We start from the raw sequence: 16,578 nt of genomic DNA on the forward strand, positions 1-16,578 counted from the left end.
TCTCAGGTGCTAGAATTTCGGGAGGGGCTGAACGCCGCGTCGACAACTTCTGCGGCCGCTTCCTTGAGGTTGTCGGCCAGATTCTGGGTCATACGGCTCGCGTGCCGCCCCAGATCGGCTTCACTCACGCTCCTTGTCGCGGCATCGGCGGCCGACAACGTCGCATCCTTGGCCGCCTCCAAACCGGATTCAGCTGCTTCGCCTGCAGCGCGCTTCAGGCTATCGCTGGCGGGGCCGGCCGTCCGGTCTTCGAACTTCGTTTCCGGCAGGGCCGCCGCGATTATTGCGCCGATAGCGATGCCAAGTCCTCCGATCAGCGCGGCATTATCACCGATGATCTGACGCGCTTGTTCTGGAGCGGCGTTCGCCGAATCCTTGATGGCGTCCATCCCTCTGGTGATGTTGTCACCGATCGCCCCTGCGGCCTCCGTTGCTCGAGCCTTGAGGTCGTCGGCTGATGTCTTGGCCGCATCCATGGCATCGTTGACCGCACCAGCGGCCCGCCCTTGGGACTCGGAGAGTTTCGCCTGCGCCCCACTTTTCGCTTCCTGCACCCTCTCGGCAGTTTCGTCGATAAACCGACTGGCTCCATCCATCACGGGCGACACCGCTTCAGCAGCCCGGTCGCGCACGCTCTTGGAGGTAAGAGCGAGGCCCGCAGTAATCATGAGAAGCGGCAGGGGCACCCCTCGGGCCAATCGCAGCAGCGGCACAGCCACCGCGGTACCCGCGGCGACCGCGCCCAGCGGGTTATTCATCATTTTCTGTTTGAGCTCTTTGACCCAGCCTTGAGCCGTGTCGCTCACATAGTCCGACACTTCCGATTTAATTCGCTGAGGCGTGACCATGTCACGCAGATCCTGCTTCGTGTCGGATAGTCCCTGCTTCAGACGGTCGACCGTGGCCGCCAGCTCCGCCCGGTTACGCTCGGACTCGCGTCGTAGCTCATCCACCGATCGTGTCATGTTCATCCTCTTGGGCTCATTTTTGGACACTGCTTCGAGGACGAACTCGCCTTTGGTTGGATCGTTCCTAGTTGCTCGTCCGGCGCTCTCGCGATCAAGAACGCTCGAAAGCAGGACAGACAGGTCTGGCGAATCCTTCCGCAAAGGCACGGAGGAACGGCCCTGAGTACTCCGCTGAACCGTCCACGTCCGGTTCTATCGCCGCCCACGTCGGCGGCATCGCCGCTTTCCCGGCTTCGCTCTCTTATGTCCCTCAGGTCCGGGAAGCATGGCGGCGGAGATTGGCGGACGACCCGTCTGCAACATGCTCGCCGCCCTCAAGCTGGGCCTTAGTCTCCCGGACAACAAGGAACGGGGCGAGTCTCCCCCTCGCGAGGTGAGCCTCGGCGCGACCAACATGCCCTCCAAGGTGCGATGGACTGCAGCTCCCTCGTGGCGGCGGCCGATCGCGTGCTCTAGGCCGCCAAGGACAGCGACCGCGATCGACTCGTCACGGCGATCGTAGAACCGACCGGCCTCCGGACGCCCTGCGTCCTCATCGACCGCTTCCGGGCCGGCCTGAAGCGGCACTTGCTCTCGTCGGCAGAAACAGGCCCACCATTCAAATGCGGGGTGCTGGGCGTTGTGCGGGCCGGCGGAGCGGTTGCGGGTGGCGATACCGCGCGGATTCGGCTCACGTCCACATCGTTTCGCGCCTTATCGACTTTGTAAGAGCCTGGTGCACAACCCGGCAACCCCATCGCCGAATCGAAACGCGTTCGGTAGTCGGGCCGGCACGGCCGGAAACAAGGTAACGGCGGTACGCTTAGGGCTGGGGAGGCAATCGACAGTCCGGGACTAACCAAGCCGCCGCGCCCAGCCGGCGGTTTCTTTTTTGACCTCGATATCACCTCAGGAGGCGTTCGCCCTCGCCCGTTCGCGCGCCTCGCGACGACGTTCGCGGCGTTCGCGCCGCCGCTTGGCACGGTCAGTAGGCTGAGGCAGGGGAGGAAGCTGGTTTGGAGTGACTATCGGAGCCGTAGCCTCCTCGACGAAAGGCGCGTGAATCGGTTCGGGCGCAGCGGGGCGAGCCTCCATGAACTCGAGCACTGCCCTCCCATTGGCCGTGATCTGCCATCCGCCGCTGATGCGTTCGACAAGCCCTTGTGAAAAGATGTCGAGATCCGGAACCCGGGCGCTTGGTTCGATCCGCCCATTCGCGGCCACTGGTCGCCAGGATGGCCATGTCGCGCTTGAGGTCTTCCATGAGGGCGAAGCCGTCCGAATAGCTCACCAGGATCTTCAGCACCGTGACCTGGAAATTCACGCCCGCCTCGACCGATCAGCGCGACATCGTGGGTGCGCGCGAAAGGGCATCACGGCCTACCTGCCTGAGTTCTTCCAGCGATACCTCACCTTTGGTAGCAGCCTCCAGTATCTTTGAGGCAACATGGGTACGCGCTCCGATCTCGCGGTGCGAAACGCTCTCGCAAACTTCGTTTAAGACCGCGCGCAATAGCGCAGTAGTTGTCGGATCGAACATGAATGCCCCCCAGAAGGGAAGACCCCATCATAGCCAACATTTCGCGTGCCGCGATTCAAAAATGTTAACGATTGCGATAGGCCAGTTGGTCTGACCGACCTTTTGGAAATTGGCTCGACGGTGGACTTACCTTGCAATATCGGGCAATTCGTAAGGCTATCTTCGAGATCAGGAAGTCGCGTGTCGAGACCTCACCGAGCCTATAGGCAGGTCGTTCTTTCGATGTCGGTAGTCATGCTCCTGGCAGCTGGCGCCGCGGCCCAGGAGGACAAGAAGACCGACGACGACAAGCCGGCCGATCCGGACACGGGTGAGAGCACCGTGGAGGAAAAGACGCTCGGCATTCTGCCCAATCCGCTGCAGAAGTACGGCGTGAAGTTCGCGGCCACTTACATAGGCGAGGCGTTTGGTAACGCTACCGGCGGCCTGAAACAGGGCGCTATCTACGAAGGTCGCCTCAACCTCGCGGTGGATGTCGACCTGCAGAAGCTCGTCGGCATCGACAAGCTCACTTTTCACGCCAACATGTTCCAGATCCATGGCGACGGTCTATCGCGCAGTAATCTTCAGAACTTCTTCGTCGTCAGCGGCATCGAGGCCTTGCCGTCGACGCGACTTTACGAAGCCTATTTCGAGAAGCAATGGGGCGCAAAGAAAGTCTCGTTGAAAGTCGGCCAGCTTGCCGCCGACAGCGAATTCTTCAACACCAAATATACTGACGTGTTCACCAACGCCTCGATGGGTTGGCCCGCGATCACCTCGCTCGATCTTCCCAGCGGCGGACCATCGCCACCTTTGGCGGCTATGGGCGCAAGGCTGCTGGTCAACGTAACTGACCAACTTTCGCTTCTGGGCGGGATCTTCGACGGCGACCAAGCCGGACCCGGCTCAGGCGACCCGCAGCAGCGCAATCGCTACGGCGTGAATTTTCGCGTCAACGATCCGCCGTTGCTTCTAGGTCAAATCCAGTACGCCTGGAACAACAAGAAGGGCGACCCGAACCTGACCGGCCAGGTCAAGTTGGGCGGCTGGCGCCATTTCGGCTCTTTCGCCGATCAACAGCTCGCGTCTAATGGCGTCTCGTTCGCCGCTCCCGGCACTAGCGCGGAGCCTCTATTGCTGGCAGGAGATATCGGTGGCTGGGCAGTGTTCGAGCAACAGATCTACCGGGTGCCTCACAGCGACGATCGTGGGATCGGTCTCTTCGCAAGGGCCGCTGGCGCGCCCGCCGATCGCAACCTGATCGATCTCTACGCCGATGCCGGCCTCGAGTTCATCGGCCTTCGCGACGACCGGCCCGACGACAAATTCGGGATCGCCGCGGGTTATGCGCATGTCTCAAAACGGGCGCAGGCGCTCGACGCCGACTACCGGACGTTGGTCAATCCAAGCTGGCCGATCCGAAGCTTCGAAGGATTGCTGACGGCCGTCTATCAGTATCAGATCAGGGATGGCTGGACGGTACAGCCGAACTTTCAATACATCGTCCACCCCGGCGGTGGAGCAACATTACCCGTCGGCCCGCTGGCGGGGAAGATTCTCAAGAACGCTTCGGTGTTCGGCCTCAGGACCACACTCAAGTTCTAAGACGACGAGCCCATGAACATCGTGGCGACCATGCCAACGATGCAGAGAGCCATCGCGGCGGTCGCCGCCCAGCCCAACCAGTACAAGGGCCCGGTGACGACAAGCTTGCCCATGACCTTCGGTCGCCGGACGAGCACCATCAGAAGGACCATCACAGGCGCGGCCAGCACTCCGTTGACCACAGCGCTCCAATAGAGGGCTTTGATCGGATCAATCGGGGTGAAGTTGAGCCCGATACCGCAGAACCCCGAAAGTGCCAGCACGGAGTAGAACGCGATGGCCTCCTTCGGCTTACGGGACAGACCGACCTTCCAGCGACGCCCTTCGCCAATGGCGTATGCAGTTGAGCCGGCCAGGACAGGGATCGCCAACAGTCCGGTCCCGACGATGCCGAGCGCGAAGATGAGCTCGGCGAAAGGACCTGCGATCGGCTTCAAGGCTTCCGCCGCTTGCGCCGAACTTTCGATGTCGGTCTTGCCCTGGGCGTGAAGCGTCGCCGCGGTCGTCACGATGATGGAAAGCGCGATGAGGTTTGAGAAGGCCATGCCGATCATCGTGTCCAGCCGGATACGCCGGAATTCTTCCGGTGCGTCAGACGAATCCTTCTTTAAAGGCTTCTTGTCGGCGTCGATTCGCTGCTCCTCGGCTTCTTGCGACGACTGCCAGACGAAGAGATAAGGCGATATCGTCGTGCCGAGAATGGCGACGAGCGTCGTCAAAAACGCAGCGTCCCAGCTTACGCGGGGGATTAGGACGCCCTTCAGCGCCTCCTCCCAAGGCACCTTTACGACGGCGAGAGCGATCACGTAGGCGAACAAGCTAAGCGTCAACCACTTCAGCACGGACACGTACCGGTCGTAATTGAAGAAGATTTGGGCGAGGACCGACAGAGTGCCGAACAGCACCACGTAGGCGATGCCGGGACCTCCGATCAAAAGCTTCAGCGCGTCCGCCATCGCGCCGAGATCGGCGGCGATGTTGATCGTATTGGCGACGAAAAGCAGTCCCACCAGACTCCAGACCCAAGCTGCGCCGAAGTTCCGGCATACATTCCCCGCGATGCCGTGGCCGGTCACTCGCCCTATCCGTCCGGAGATCTCCTGGATCGCAGCCATGAGGGGGTAAGAGAGCAGCATGGTCCAACCGATGCCGAACCCAAGCTGCGCGCCGGCCTGGCTGTAGGTGCCTATCCCGGACGGATCATCGTCGGACGCGCCGGTGATGAGGCCTGGTCCCAGCGTCGAGAGAAAGTTGCGGACGCGGAACGTCTTTCGCCTCTGAACCTTCGGTTCGATCGCCGCATCCATTCGAATGGTTCTCCAAACATTCTGGGACAGTCTCATGCGCAGAACTAAGTCATCAAAGTGCTCGCCCGCCCGGGCGCTCGGCCAAGGAGGGAGGATCGAAGGCTGCTAGTGTCCGCGTCGCTCCGGGTAGGGTAGGTTCCGAACGGCGCCTGATAACGGGCTGGAACCCCCGACGTTCCTTGGCCGGGAGCGGCGAGATCTGCTTGCGGACTTGCTGGTAAGGGCGGCCTGATAGTGTCACGATGTGCTATCGACAAATCCGGGGGTGTGTCATGCGATCGCAGGTCCGGCTTCCCGATCCGATCGCCGCCGTCTTCATCACGGAGCAGCTCGCGGACCGCCAGACTGCCGCGCCTGACTTCCTGCGCGAAAAACTTGCCATTCAGAACCTTGCTGAGATGATGTCCGACCATCCGGATGAGGTGCTGCCCCGGCTGGTCAAACTCGGCATGGAAATCTGCGGGGCTCACTCCGCCGGCATCAGCATCTTCGAGCCGGAAGTCGGCCAGTTCCGCTGGCACGCGCTCGCGGGCGAACTGGCGACCTTCGAAGGCGCGACGACACCGCGGAATTTCAGCCCCTGCGGGGTCTGCCTCGATCTGGCCCAGCCCATCCTCATGGAACATCCAGAACGTGCCTACGACTGGATCCGAGACGCCGGGATCACGGTGCCCGAGGTGCTGCTCGTCCCATTGACCATGAAGGGGGCGGAGGCGATCGGGACGCTTTGGCTGGTGGCCGCCGACACAGGCCACTTCAACCAGGAGCATGCGCGGGTGATGGCCGAACTGTCGGCGTTCACGGGCATGGCCCTGCGCACGGTCCAGACCGCGCAGCGGCTTAAGCTCGCTGTGCAGCAGCAGGAAACCCTCATGCGGGAGATGAGCCATCGCATCAAGAACCTCTTCAGCGTCGCCGACAGCATGGTTCGCATGACGGCCCGGAACGCGGCGACCAAGGAAGAACTGGCCGAGACCTTGTCGGGCCGTCTGCATGCGCTGGCTCAAGCAAATGGTCTGATCCGCCGTTCCTTCGGCTCGGATGTCGCCGCCGTCGCGAGCCTCTCGGATCTGGTCGAACGAATCCTCCGCCCGCACGAAAGACAGCCTTCGGTCCTGGAGGGACCGGACCTCGTGATTGGAGAGCAGGCGGTGAACCATTTGGCGCTGATTTTCCACGAACTGGCGACCAACGCCTCCAAATACGGTGCCTTGAGCCACGAAGGGGGCCGCGTGACCGTCACTTGGGCGACGGAAGCGGAGCGGCTCCGGATGGAGTGGACCGAGAGCGGCGCTTGCGGGGTTGACGCTCCGAAGACCACCGGTTTCGGCACAAAGCTGGTCGAGACTACGATCGAGCGGATCGGCGGTGAGATCGAGCGCGACTGGCGCCGCGAAGGTCTCCGTGTCCGGATCTCGCTGCCGCTCAAATCGCTGCGAAGCTGACGAGCCTCTCGAGCAGGAACCCAACCTCCGCGGTGAAATTGAAGTTCGCGGAGGACATGATGGCAGAACCCGGAAAGATTGGATCCAGACGCCCGGATGGCCCCGAATGGAGTTTGGCGGCAGCGCTAGGTCTCATGGCCGTCGCCTTTCTGTGGGAACGCATCTCACCGCCCGACCGGGTCGCTCAGGCGGAAAAGGACGAAACATTCCCAGAAACCGGAGAAGCCGACAGACACGCCTCGCCCACCGAAATCGCGACCGAAGGAGGAAATCGAGGACGCCAGGCGAGTTCGCCCGCCGAGATCCCGGCACGAGGATGGAAGGACATCCTCTGGCGGGTCTATGGCAATATCGGCGATCACCGCGTCCTCGCGCTCGCTGCCGGCATGACCTACTACAGCTTGCTCGCCATTTTCCCTGCCATTGCGGCGCTCGTCGCCATCTACGGTCTGTTCTCCGATCCCAGCAGCATCACCAAACACCTCGACGACGTCTCGAGCTTCATTCCGGGAGGCGCCGTCGAAGTGGCGCGCGAGCAATTGACGCGCGTCGCAACGAAGAGCAATCGGACCCTTGGTTTTACTTTCGCGATCGGTCTTGCGATCTCGCTCTGGAGCGCGAACGCCGCCATGAAGTCGTTGTTCGACACCCTGAACATCGTTTACGGCGAGCAGGAGAAACGCGGTTTCTTCAAGCTGAATGCGATGTCGCTAGGATTCACCGTCGGCGCGATCGCCTTCGTCGTGGCCGCGCTTGGCGCCGTCGTCGTCATCCCGGTGGTGTTGCACTACGTCGGATTGTCGAATGCGACGGACCTGCTTGTCCGGATCGGACGCTGGCCTGCACTCTTCGTGGCTCTGGCCTTTGCCCTCGCCTGCATCTACCGGTTCGGTCCCAGCCGCCAGGCGCCGCGGTGGACGTGGATCACCTGGGGCAGCGCGGCTGCGGCCCTGCTCTGGCTCGCGGCATCCGGGCTGTTTTCTTTCTACGCCGCGAACTTCGGCACCTTCAATGCCACCTATGGGTCCTTAGGCGCGGTGGTAGGCTTCATGACCTGGCTCTGGATCTCGGCGATCGTGATCCTGCTGGGAGCCGAGCTCAACGCCGAGATGGAGCACCAGACGGCGCGCGACACCACGACGGGACAGCCTAGGCCGCTCGGCACCAGAGGCGCCAAGATGGCAGACACCGTGGGAGCCCCCCGATCTTGAGGCACACCGTCGAGGGCGCGGTCGTGGCAGTGGCTGCCGACAGCGGACATCGCTTCAGCAAGCCGGTGCAGACCATATTACGCTGATGAAAGGGGAACGGCGTCGACGGCGATGCCACCCGGGCCTTGAAAAGATGCCGCTCGGCACGCGCATCGTACGCGGTCGTCGAGCTGACGGGCCTGCGGACGCCCTGCGTGCTCATCGATCGCTTCAGGACCGGCCTAAAAAAGCAGGTCGTGTGCCGATAAAAACGGACCCTGCATTCAGATGCGGCGTCATGGACGTGGTGCGAGCGGGCGGACAAGTGGCAGTGGCAGAGTCATCCTGCCTGATGGATATCAAAAACGCTTCCTTCGCTATAGCCCCGTGGCAAGCCGGAGGAACCAAGCCGCTACACCTCCGTTGGAGCTGGCTCTTGAGGACAGGTCCATGACGAAGGGTGACGAACTCCACTACGGCGCTCCCCGGAACGCAGTCCATCTCTGCGTCGACATGCAGCGGATGTTCGCGGGAGGTACGGATTGGACGATGCCGTGGCTGCCGCGCGTCCTGCCGAACGTCGTCGCGATCACCTCCGCCCATCCCGAGCGGACAATCTTCACGCGCTTCATCCCGGCGCAAAGCCCAGGCCAGGGCGCCGGCATGTGGCGGCGCTACTACGAACGCTGGAGTTCGATGACTATCGACCGGCTCGGGCCGGAAATGGTCGATCTGGTGCAGGAGCTCGCCCGCTTCGTCCCGCCCGCGCGCACTTTCGACAAGTATGTCTACTCGCCTTGGACAGGGAGCGGCCTGCATGCGCAACTTCGCGAAGCCGGCGTCGAAACCGTCATCGTCACAGGCGGCGAAACCGACGTTTGCGTCCTCGCAACCGTATTGGGCGCGGTCGACTGGGGCTTCCGCGTGATCCTCGTCGCCGATGCGCTTTGCAGCTCGGCAGACGAGACGCATGATTCCATGATGAAGATCTACATGAACCGGTTCGGCCAGCAGGTGGAGTGCGTCACGACCGAAACGCTTCTCTCCAACTGGCCGGCCGACGGCCGGGCTAGGTCCCTCTGATGAACCGTTCCTACGTCGTGCAGATCCTCATGCCGAAGGAGACCGGCAAGGGCGAGCCGGTTTCCAAGGAATGGTTCGACAAATTCCTGCAGAAGCTGACCGACGAGTTCGGCGGGGCTACCAGCTACATCCGGGCCCCTGCAAAGGGCCTGTGGCGCAGCGGCGACACGACCGAGCGCGACGATATCGCGGTCGTCGAGGTCATGGCCGCGAAGCTCGCACCGGAATTCTGGCGGTCCCTCCGCGAGCGGCTCGAACGAGAGCTCTCGCAGGAGGAGATCGTCATCCGCGCCCAGGAAATCATAGCTCTTTGAAGCCTTAGGAAGCGCGCGGCAAGTTTGCCGATCGGATCCAATCAAGAGGAACGCCATGGGATCACCAATGACATCAAGACGCTCCATGCTCCGGTGGAGTTCCTCGCATTTTGACTGCGGACATCGCAGCCGTATCAGGATGGCTGCGATGGAATGCTCGGATCGAAAACGTCGTGAAGTGCACATTTTGAGTAATTTGAGCCGATTCTCTCGCCCTGCGAATTTAATCTTCGATAGCGAAACCGTTTCTGGACTATGGTAGTCTGTGTTCTATCACAGCCCGGTCCGTGGCTTTTATCTGTGATGAGAACGCCGGTAGCGCTCCCGCCTTCCTCGAAGGATAGGAGCGCGCCATGGCAAGTCGGCGTCGTTTCAAGCAAACAAGATCGCTCAAAGATCGGCTCGCGTCGTTCGCCAAGGATGCGCGAGAAAAGGCGTCGTCTCTCCCGCCTGGCGCAGAGAAAGACGAGCTGCTTCGCAAGGCGGGACAGGCCGACACCACGGCCCGCGCTGCGATCTGGATCAATTCGCCTGGCTTGCAGCCGCCGAAATAACGTGAAGGATTATCAAGCCTCCATTGAAAAGCTTCGCAAGGATGCTGCCGAGGCGGCGCTGATCCGCGACTCGGCTATGGATGAAGCAAAACGTGAAGTATTCAATCGTCTATGGGAGCACCTCAATCGTCTCGCTGATGAAGTTGAGCAGGCGCTCCGAAAGGGGCAGACATAAGAGAAAAGGATCTACCTAAAAAAGCCTCCTGGTCAAAAGGAGCCCGAGGGGCTGAACGACTTTCGAGAGTTGGCCCGCGAGGGCATCGAGGAGCAGCGCGAGCAAGCGCAACAAGGCTTCCGGCGAGTTCATAGGCGTCAAGAAGCCCGCGAAGGGCAAGAAGGCTGCCAAAAAAAATACAAGGGCGTGCGGGTCGAGAAGAAGGCCGCGAAAAGAAGAAGGCGCGACGATAGGAACGGACGACACAGGCGCCGGTTGAGCGCAACAACTCTGGAGGTTCGCCGTGAAAATAGTCCCGTTGATAACAGCAGGCCTGATCGTCCTTTCGACTGCCGGTGCCTCGGCGCAATCAGGCGGCGCTCCGAGCGGACGAGGAGCGGTTACCGGTGATCCCGCGGCCAGCTCGACAGCGCCGAACGCGGATCCGCGCAGCACGACTGGCATGTCACCAGGCTCGCGCAGCGGTAGCGGCACGTCCACGTCCGGCGGGAAGGATGACAACGGCGATCAGGGGCGAGACAGAATGCCGGACAGCAATATGGCAGTAAGGCCGCAGAGCGATCAGCCGCAAAAGCCGCACTGACCCCCGATAGGAACGAGGCTGACACCCAGCCGTTGGTTCCTTGAGGTGCTGGCATCTCCGCCCCCTGAGATGTCGGTACTGAGAGCCCCGTGGCGCCGCCGCTGCGGGGCTTGTCTTTTAAGGAGCCTACGATGAGTGACCGTACAGGCAATGAACCTTCGCCGTTGATTATTTTCGGCATCGCGATCGTCCCCATCATTGCGGTACTGGCGTGGTTCGCTTTCTGATCGCGACATTCAGCCCCACTCGGGCGCTAAATCGCGCGAGGCACCTATGAAGATCGACCTACCTGGTGAGTTCTCACATTATGCGCAGATGACATCGTCCGCTCAGCAATTCTACAAAGAGGCGGCGGCCTGCCGCGAAGAGGCATCTCGAAGCCTCAACGCTGTCGATCGCGAGGGCTGGGCAAAGCTTGCCCGCGAATAGGCGGAACTCGCGTTCGCGGCGGAGCGTGGCCAGATTTTCCGTCGGCGTAGGGTGGCTGCATCCCAAGGACGTGCTACTTGCTGGATTGAGCTTCCGAGCGCAGCCCTTTCAAGGCGCCGATGGCCGTAAGCGATGCCGCCGGGATTCTAGCCTCGTGGGCGAATTTCGCGAGTGTCGTGAATGCTGCCTCGCCGGATTCGAGGATTGCAACGCGTGCTTCCGAGCCCGCCTCGTCCGATAATTAGGCGCTCGTCTCATGCCCCGCTGCGCTGGGTGTGCCGACCTTCCTTGACCTCTTCCACGATCTTGGCGCAGAAGGCGTCGAGATCACCGGGGTTGCGGGAGGTGATGACGCCCTGGTCAACGACGACCTCTGCATCTTCCCACTTCGCGCCGGCATTCGCGACGTCTGTCTTAATCGACCTAAAGGACGTCATCTTGCGACCTCTTGCGATTCCGGTCTCAATGAGAAGCCATGGGGCGTGGCAGACGGCCGCCACGACCTTCTTGGCATCGAAGATATCCTTGATGAACTTCAGCGCCTTGGGCTCAACGCGCAGGAGATCCGGATTGATCTGCCCGCCAGGCAATACGATCGCGTCGTAGTCGGCGGCCGACGCCTCGTCGAGCGTCTTGTCGACCTTCACGGGCCGACCCCAATCCTTCTGGTCCCAGCCCTTGATCTCGCCGGCGGCGAGCGACACCACATCGACCGTCGCGCCAGCTTGCTTCAGGCGCTCTTGCGGCACTTCCAACTCGGCCTGCTCGAAACCGTTCGTGGCGAGAATGGCGATCTTTTTGCCGGTCAGATCCATGGGTCCAATCCTTCATTTCGGGGTTCCTCCAACAATCGATCGTCTCGAGCATCGTTCCTGAAAAGCTGGATCGGGCGGGAATTAGGACCCGACCGTCGCGGCGACGGTAGAATTGAAAGCAGCAGGAGAGTTTCGCATGGCCGACAGGTTCCACGGCAAGGTCGTTTTAGTCACTGAAGGGGCTTCCGGCATCGGAGAAGCGACAGCGCGCCGCTTCGTCGCGGAGGGCGCGAAAGGCGCTGGTCGACCGCGAGGAAGCCTCCCTCGAAAAGGTGGCCAAGAGCCTGCCTGCCGACCAGATCATGGTTCAGACGGCCGACGTGTCGGATTCGCGTGCCGTCGATGGAATGGTAAGCGGCCGTCGTCCGCCGCTTCGGACGGCTGGACGTCATCGTGAACAACGCCGGCGTCCATGAAGATCCCGCTTCAATCACCGACGAGAAATGGCGGAAGGTCATGTCGACCGACATCGATCGCGTGTTTTATGGCTGCCGCGCGGCGCTGCCCACCTTGAAAAGACCAGGGGCGCGATCGTCAACACGGCGTCGGTCTCTGGGATCGGCGGCGATTGGGGCATGAGCCCATACAACACGGCGAAGGGCGTCGTGTTCAATCTGACGCGTGCCCTCGCCCTGGACCTCGGCAAGAAGGGCATCCGCGTGAACGCGGTCTGTCCTAGCCTGACGGGACCGGCATGACGGAAGATATGATGGACGACAAGAAGCTGCTGGCAAAGTTCGCCGAGCGGATCCCGTTGGGCCGCGTCTGCGAACCGCAGGAAGTCGCCGCGGTCATCGTGTTCCTGGCAAGCGACGACGCGAGCTTCATGACCGGTGCCAACGTCGCGGTGGACGGGGGCGCGTATCCGCCTCCAATGGACAACCGCCTCAGGAATAGCCGTCGAGCGTCGTCCACCGTTCTACTTTGCGAGCGCCGTGTCGTCGAAGCGTGCGTAGAGGGTGCTCGGTCCTGGGTACACTTCGACGCACCCGGCCTCCCGCAGCGAATGTTCGGTAAATCCGCCGCAGAGGACGCCGATCGTCGGGATTCCGGCCTTGCGGGCCGCGATGGCATCGTACGGCGTGTCGCCAATCGCGACCGCTTCGGCTCCTTCGATGTCTAGCTTCTTTAGCACGACCTCAAAGATGTCCGGGGCTGGTTTGGATTCGTCGACGTCTTCTGAGGACGTCGCGACGTCTACCAGACCTGAGATGGCCGCGATGTTGAGGTACTTCTTCAGTTCATCCTTCTTCGCCGAGGAAGCCACGGCGATGCGGAGACCGGTCTCGCGGACGCGCTGCAGGAGTTTCGGAACAGCCGAGAAGGGACGGACAAGGGGCAGATAAGTCGACTTGAACCAATTGCCGCGCCACTCCTCCAGATCTCTGCCGTGTTCATTCTGCTGTTGCTCGGACAGGAAAACGGGAATCAGCTTATCGCCGCCTTTCCCGATCTGGCTGCGCACTTGCTCGAAGGTGACGTCGTGACCGAACTTGACCATCGCTTCTTGCCAAGCGAGCGCGTGGAGATCGACCGAGTCCAGAAGCGTGCCGTCAAGATCGAAAATGGCTGCTTTAGGCAATTCGAGATCCTCCATGACTAGAACTATCGAGCGACACGTACCACTCGGCGTAGCGTGTGTTCTTCACCCATGCGCCGGTTGAGGTCTGGAGCGCCGTCGTTCCAACATAAGGTCCACGGTCGCCCAGCGCGCTTGGCATCGTCGACGGCTCGACGCGCGGCGGATTCCGCATTCGGATCCGACGACGGCCTCGCGTCTCGATCGCTCCGGATCTCGTTCCGCCGAATTGGCGGAGCCCGGTCCTACCCTTCCTTCAACGCCGACTTGACCTCACGCACCGGCCAGCTTTCGCCCCCGCGATCACGCGGACCTTTGCGTCTCCGCCGACCAACACATGAGAACTCAGATCATCGTCGGCCGGCATGACGACGATTTCCGTCTCGGGCTTCGAGTTCAGCGCCAGATCGAGATCGCCGGGGAAATTCGCCAGCGCGAGCCATCCTCAAGCTCGACGAGGTGGCTCTCGGAGTGCGATCTGATCTTCATGGCGCGGCCCAGAGGTGCCCCGCGCTACTTCTGCCCCGATGGAGCCTGGGCGTTCGAATTATTCGGGTTTTGCTTATTGGCTTCGTGATGTCCGACCGCGCATCCCGCCGCAGCACCAAGTTTGCCATGGCCCGCCATGTGGCCAGCGACGCCGCCAACGATGGCGCCCTTGATACATCCTTTGGCTTCCGCCGGTGAAGCCAGCGCGAGCACGGACAGGCAGGTGATGGCCAAGATTGTTCTCATGATCGTTCTCCGATTTGGCGACGTTCGGAGAATCAAGTCGCACGGGGGATCGTCGTTCCGCTCGGGCAGCCGATGGTCGCTGATTGCACGGTTCGCAGCACCGGAACCTCCCATTCGTGCCTCGCTGGGGAAATTCCTGAATCCCGAGATCCGGTTTTCCTCAGGGCGGCGAACTCGGAAGTCGCCACGCGTGCGCGGCAAAAGGCCGGCACAGAGTCTGGGGCTTGGACGGTGGCGCTGCGATCCTCTCCGAGTCGAAGCGGCCCCGTGCGTGCTCCCGAGAAAAAGGGAACCTTAACCCACCGGTCGCAACGTCATCTCAACGCCGACGGGCGAACCACAGTCCCAACACGAAGGCCATCAGCCCGGACGCTTTCGTCATCGCTGCGGTTTCGCTGGCGTCCATGCCGTCCTCCTACGTCTGACAAATCAAGCGTCTTGGGACCCACCGGTTCCTGGTCGACTTGCGTTATCCCCAGCGCTTGGTTTCTTTACGGTCGCTTCCACTGCCTGCTTGCCCGGCCCTCGCAAGAGGAGGGGGTGCGAGCAATCGACCGCGAATAAGAACTGTCGATTGCGGCTCTCGGACGTTGACGGAACGTGCGGCGGTCGAGGCAAGAGACTGGACCGGCCCGCTGCCGCGAGCGTCGGCTGTCATCGTTGTTGAGGAATTTTGAGCGCTCCGCGACGCCGATCGCTTAACGTGCCTAGCCTAGGCAGATAGCCGCATGACATTGGCCGCCACGATCTTGCGATAGTTGTCAATCACGTGACCCGAATGCCCGCCTTGAATGAGAATGTTGCGGGCTTCCGCCATCGCGTTGACCTTTTCGTTCACCATCAGGAACATCTCTTCAGATGTGCCTTTCCCGGCCGCGATAAGCTTCAGGCGCATGTCGATGACCTGCATGGCGTCCATCATCAGCGTCAGGGCGGGATACCAGAAAAGCATTTTAGAACTCCGGGCCCAGATGTTGAGCCGATTGGCCATATGTCCCTAACCAAGCATACGGCAAACCGGTTGTTCCTAAGTCAGGCCTGGCACTCCGGGACGGCATTCTTGGGCGCGAGCTCCGAGCGGCCATCCAGGCACGTGGCCATCATCAGGAACGACACGTGCCGCTCTCCATTATCGGATGGAGGGAAACGTGGTGTCATCATCGAAAGCCGACCGATTCACGAGCAAGGCGGAGGAATGTCGTCACCTGGCGGCACGGGCCGGAAGCGAAGTGGACAAGAACGCCTGGCTTCGGCTCGCTGAAGAGTGGGAAAGGCTTGCCGAGCATGCGTCTGAGGGACGAGGTATCTTCGACAGGTACGAATAGCTCAGGAATGGTCTGTCAGACATGGAGCACCTTGGTCGCCTATCGTAGACTGCTCGGGCTATCGACGATGGGAGGCATCATGTCGCGGCGCTCATCATGAGCGCCGTAGCCGTGCCAGGGAGTGGTGGGCGAGGTCGGGCCAAAGCAGCGCCCGCGCTGCGGATCGGTACGGCCGGGTGGAGCATCGATAAACGCTATGCCGACGGACTTCCAGCGCCAGGAAGTAATCTCGAACGCTATGCGCGACGTCTAAACGCCGTCGAGATCAATTCCTCGTTCCGAAGAAGGCACAAACCAAGCACATACGAGCGCTGGGCGAGTTCGGTGCCTGAAGAGTTCAGGTTCTCTGTGAAGCTCCCGGAAGAAATCACTCACGATCGGGGCCTGGTCGGCTGCGATGAAATCCTGAAAATCTTTGCGGCTGAAACTGCGGGCTTGGGATCGAAACTCGGGACGTGGCTCATTCAGCTGCCGCCGAAGCTCGCATTCGACGCGAAGACATTCGACAGCTTCTTCGACTTGGTCAATGGATGCAGCGATGCCATGGTCGCGATCGAGCCGCGGAATGCCACTTGGTTCACTGAGGAAGTCGAAAGCAGATTGATTGAACGACGCATCGCGCGGGTGGCAGCGGATCCCGCTAGGGTGCTGGGCTCCGGAGAGCCTGGTGGTTGGCGCGGTCTGGCCTATTTCCGTTGGCATGGGTCCCCCCGCATGTACTATTCCGACTACGACCGCCAGGCCCTTTTCTCACTGGGGCGGCGTCTCGAAAGCGCTCGCCTTTGGGGAGCCGAGACGTGGTGCATCTTCGACAATACGGCGGCTGGGGCCGCATTGGGAAATGCTCTGGAGATATCGTAGCTGTGGCGATGTTTCAGAGCCCGGGACCACGCAACCCGTTCCAGAACGACCAAAGAGCCAAATGAATCAACCGACGGGCAAGGAACAGGCTGTTTCGTAGGGACTTTCC

General features: G+C 61.5%; 19 protein-coding genes and 2 pseudogenes. 12 read left to right on the forward strand and 9 right to left on the reverse strand.

The features are described from left to right. Positions 1-2 precede the first annotated feature (2 nt). The 3 genes and pseudogenes from BJA_RS40790 to BJA_RS43455 all read right to left on the reverse strand — a co-directional run bounded on the left by BJA_RS40790 (position 3) and on the right by BJA_RS43455 (position 2,487). Positions 3-965 carry a hypothetical protein gene (locus BJA_RS40790; protein WP_063921652.1) on the reverse strand — a complete coding sequence of 321 codons (963 nt, stop codon included), beginning with the start codon at positions 963-965 and terminating at the stop codon, positions 3-5. 891 nt (positions 966-1,856) lie between these two features. After that, positions 1,857-2,271, reverse strand: a pseudogene (locus BJA_RS43450) (hypothetical protein). A gap of 15 nt (positions 2,272-2,286) precedes the next feature. After that, complete coding sequence (locus BJA_RS43455; protein WP_082901068.1) at positions 2,287-2,487, reverse strand: hypothetical protein; 201 nt, start codon at positions 2,485-2,487, stop codon at positions 2,287-2,289. Between the two features lie 222 nt (positions 2,488-2,709). Between BJA_RS43455 and BJA_RS40795 the strand changes: the two genes are divergently transcribed. Further along, positions 2,710-4,074: a carbohydrate porin gene (locus BJA_RS40795; RefSeq protein ID WP_162494171.1), complete on the forward strand. Its 1,365-nt coding sequence runs from the start codon at positions 2,710-2,712 to the stop codon at positions 4,072-4,074. Here BJA_RS40795 and BJA_RS40800 read toward each other — a convergent pair. Continuing rightward, on the reverse strand, positions 4,071-5,381 hold the full coding sequence (locus tag BJA_RS40800) for an NRAMP family divalent metal transporter (RefSeq protein WP_028150869.1): 1,311 nt from the start codon (positions 5,379-5,381) through the stop codon (positions 4,071-4,073). The genes BJA_RS40795 and BJA_RS40800 overlap by 4 nt on opposite strands. A 272-nt stretch (positions 5,382-5,653) precedes the next feature. On the opposite strand from BJA_RS40800, the gene BJA_RS40805 reads away from it, so the two are divergent. From BJA_RS40805 to BJA_RS40830, 7 genes are all read left to right on the forward strand, one after another. Continuing rightward, positions 5,654-6,826 carry a sensor histidine kinase gene (locus BJA_RS40805; RefSeq protein WP_063921568.1) on the forward strand — a complete coding sequence of 391 codons (1,173 nt, stop codon included), beginning with the start codon at positions 5,654-5,656 and terminating at the stop codon, positions 6,824-6,826. Between the two features lie 32 nt (positions 6,827-6,858). After that, positions 6,859-8,037: a YihY/virulence factor BrkB family protein gene (locus tag BJA_RS40810; protein ID WP_011090763.1), complete on the forward strand. Its 1,179-nt coding sequence runs from the start codon at positions 6,859-6,861 to the stop codon at positions 8,035-8,037. Positions 8,038-8,466: 429 nt separating this feature from the next. Further along, positions 8,467-9,099 (forward strand): cysteine hydrolase family protein, encoded by a 633-nt coding sequence (locus tag BJA_RS40815; RefSeq protein WP_063921569.1) that lies wholly within the window; start codon positions 8,467-8,469, stop codon positions 9,097-9,099. Beyond that, positions 9,099-9,413, forward strand: coding sequence for a hypothetical protein (locus tag BJA_RS40820; RefSeq protein WP_011090765.1), 315 nt, complete (start codon positions 9,099-9,101; stop codon positions 9,411-9,413). Before BJA_RS40815 ends, BJA_RS40820 begins: the two co-directional genes overlap by 1 nt. Positions 9,414-9,766: 353 nt before the next feature. Beyond that, positions 9,767-9,967: a hypothetical protein gene (locus BJA_RS40825; protein WP_028150866.1), complete on the forward strand. Its 201-nt coding sequence runs from the start codon at positions 9,767-9,769 to the stop codon at positions 9,965-9,967. 1 nt (position 9,968) lies between these two features. Further along, complete coding sequence (locus BJA_RS42540; protein ID WP_165448183.1) at positions 9,969-10,142, forward strand: hypothetical protein; 174 nt, start codon at positions 9,969-9,971, stop codon at positions 10,140-10,142. 856 nt (positions 10,143-10,998) lie between these two features. Then, a complete protein-coding gene (locus BJA_RS40830) occupies positions 10,999-11,154 on the forward strand; it encodes a hypothetical protein (protein ID WP_155257887.1) in 156 nt (51 codons plus the stop codon). Positions 11,155-11,408: 254 nt separating this feature from the next. Here the strand turns inward: BJA_RS40830 and BJA_RS40835 are convergent, their stop codons facing one another. Both BJA_RS40835 and BJA_RS44095 read right to left on the reverse strand, forming a co-directional pair. Then, positions 11,409-11,969: a type 1 glutamine amidotransferase domain-containing protein gene (locus BJA_RS40835; protein ID WP_011090767.1), complete on the reverse strand. Its 561-nt coding sequence runs from the start codon at positions 11,967-11,969 to the stop codon at positions 11,409-11,411. A 170-nt stretch (positions 11,970-12,139) separates the two neighbouring features. Then, positions 12,140-12,439, reverse strand: a complete 300-nt coding sequence (locus BJA_RS44095) for a hypothetical protein (RefSeq protein WP_370163692.1) — start codon at positions 12,437-12,439, stop codon at positions 12,140-12,142. Between BJA_RS44095 and BJA_RS43765 the strand changes: the two genes are divergently transcribed. The 3 genes and pseudogenes from BJA_RS43765 to BJA_RS43775 form a co-directional block, all read left to right on the forward strand. Further along, positions 12,363-12,548, forward strand: a complete 186-nt coding sequence (locus BJA_RS43765; protein ID WP_250647509.1) for a hypothetical protein — start codon at positions 12,363-12,365, stop codon at positions 12,546-12,548. The two genes, BJA_RS44095 and BJA_RS43765, sit on opposite strands and share 77 nt — an antisense overlap. Beyond that, entirely contained in the window at positions 12,527-12,667 is a 141-nt protein-coding gene (locus BJA_RS43770; protein ID WP_250647512.1) for an SDR family oxidoreductase, read from the forward strand. The genes BJA_RS43765 and BJA_RS43770 overlap by 22 nt, the downstream gene beginning before the upstream one ends. A gap of 11 nt (positions 12,668-12,678) precedes the next feature. Beyond that, positions 12,679-12,768, forward strand: a pseudogene (locus BJA_RS43775) (3-oxoacyl-ACP reductase); the annotation flags it as partial. A gap of 120 nt (positions 12,769-12,888) precedes the next feature. Here the strand turns inward: BJA_RS43775 and BJA_RS40845 are convergent. The 3 genes from BJA_RS40845 to BJA_RS40855 all read right to left on the reverse strand — a co-directional run bounded on the left by BJA_RS40845 (position 12,889) and on the right by BJA_RS40855 (position 15,235). Continuing rightward, positions 12,889-13,566, reverse strand: a complete 678-nt coding sequence (locus tag BJA_RS40845; RefSeq protein WP_011090769.1) for an HAD family hydrolase — start codon at positions 13,564-13,566, stop codon at positions 12,889-12,891. Between the two features lie 495 nt (positions 13,567-14,061). After that, complete coding sequence (locus tag BJA_RS40850; protein ID WP_080677640.1) at positions 14,062-14,283, reverse strand: hypothetical protein; 222 nt, start codon at positions 14,281-14,283, stop codon at positions 14,062-14,064. A 712-nt stretch (positions 14,284-14,995) separates the two neighbouring features. After that, a complete protein-coding gene (locus tag BJA_RS40855) occupies positions 14,996-15,235 on the reverse strand; it encodes a hypothetical protein (protein ID WP_162494172.1) in 240 nt (79 codons plus the stop codon). A 469-nt stretch (positions 15,236-15,704) separates the two neighbouring features. Here BJA_RS40855 and BJA_RS40860 point away from each other — a divergent pair, with 469 nt between their 5' ends. Further along, on the forward strand, positions 15,705-16,469 hold the full coding sequence (locus BJA_RS40860; protein ID WP_011090773.1) for a DUF72 domain-containing protein: 765 nt from the start codon (positions 15,705-15,707) through the stop codon (positions 16,467-16,469). The last annotated feature ends 109 nt before the right edge of the window (positions 16,470-16,578 follow it).

This window comes from Bradyrhizobium diazoefficiens USDA 110, assembly GCF_000011365.1.
Classification (GTDB): Bacteria; Pseudomonadota; Alphaproteobacteria; order Rhizobiales; family Xanthobacteraceae; genus Bradyrhizobium; species Bradyrhizobium diazoefficiens.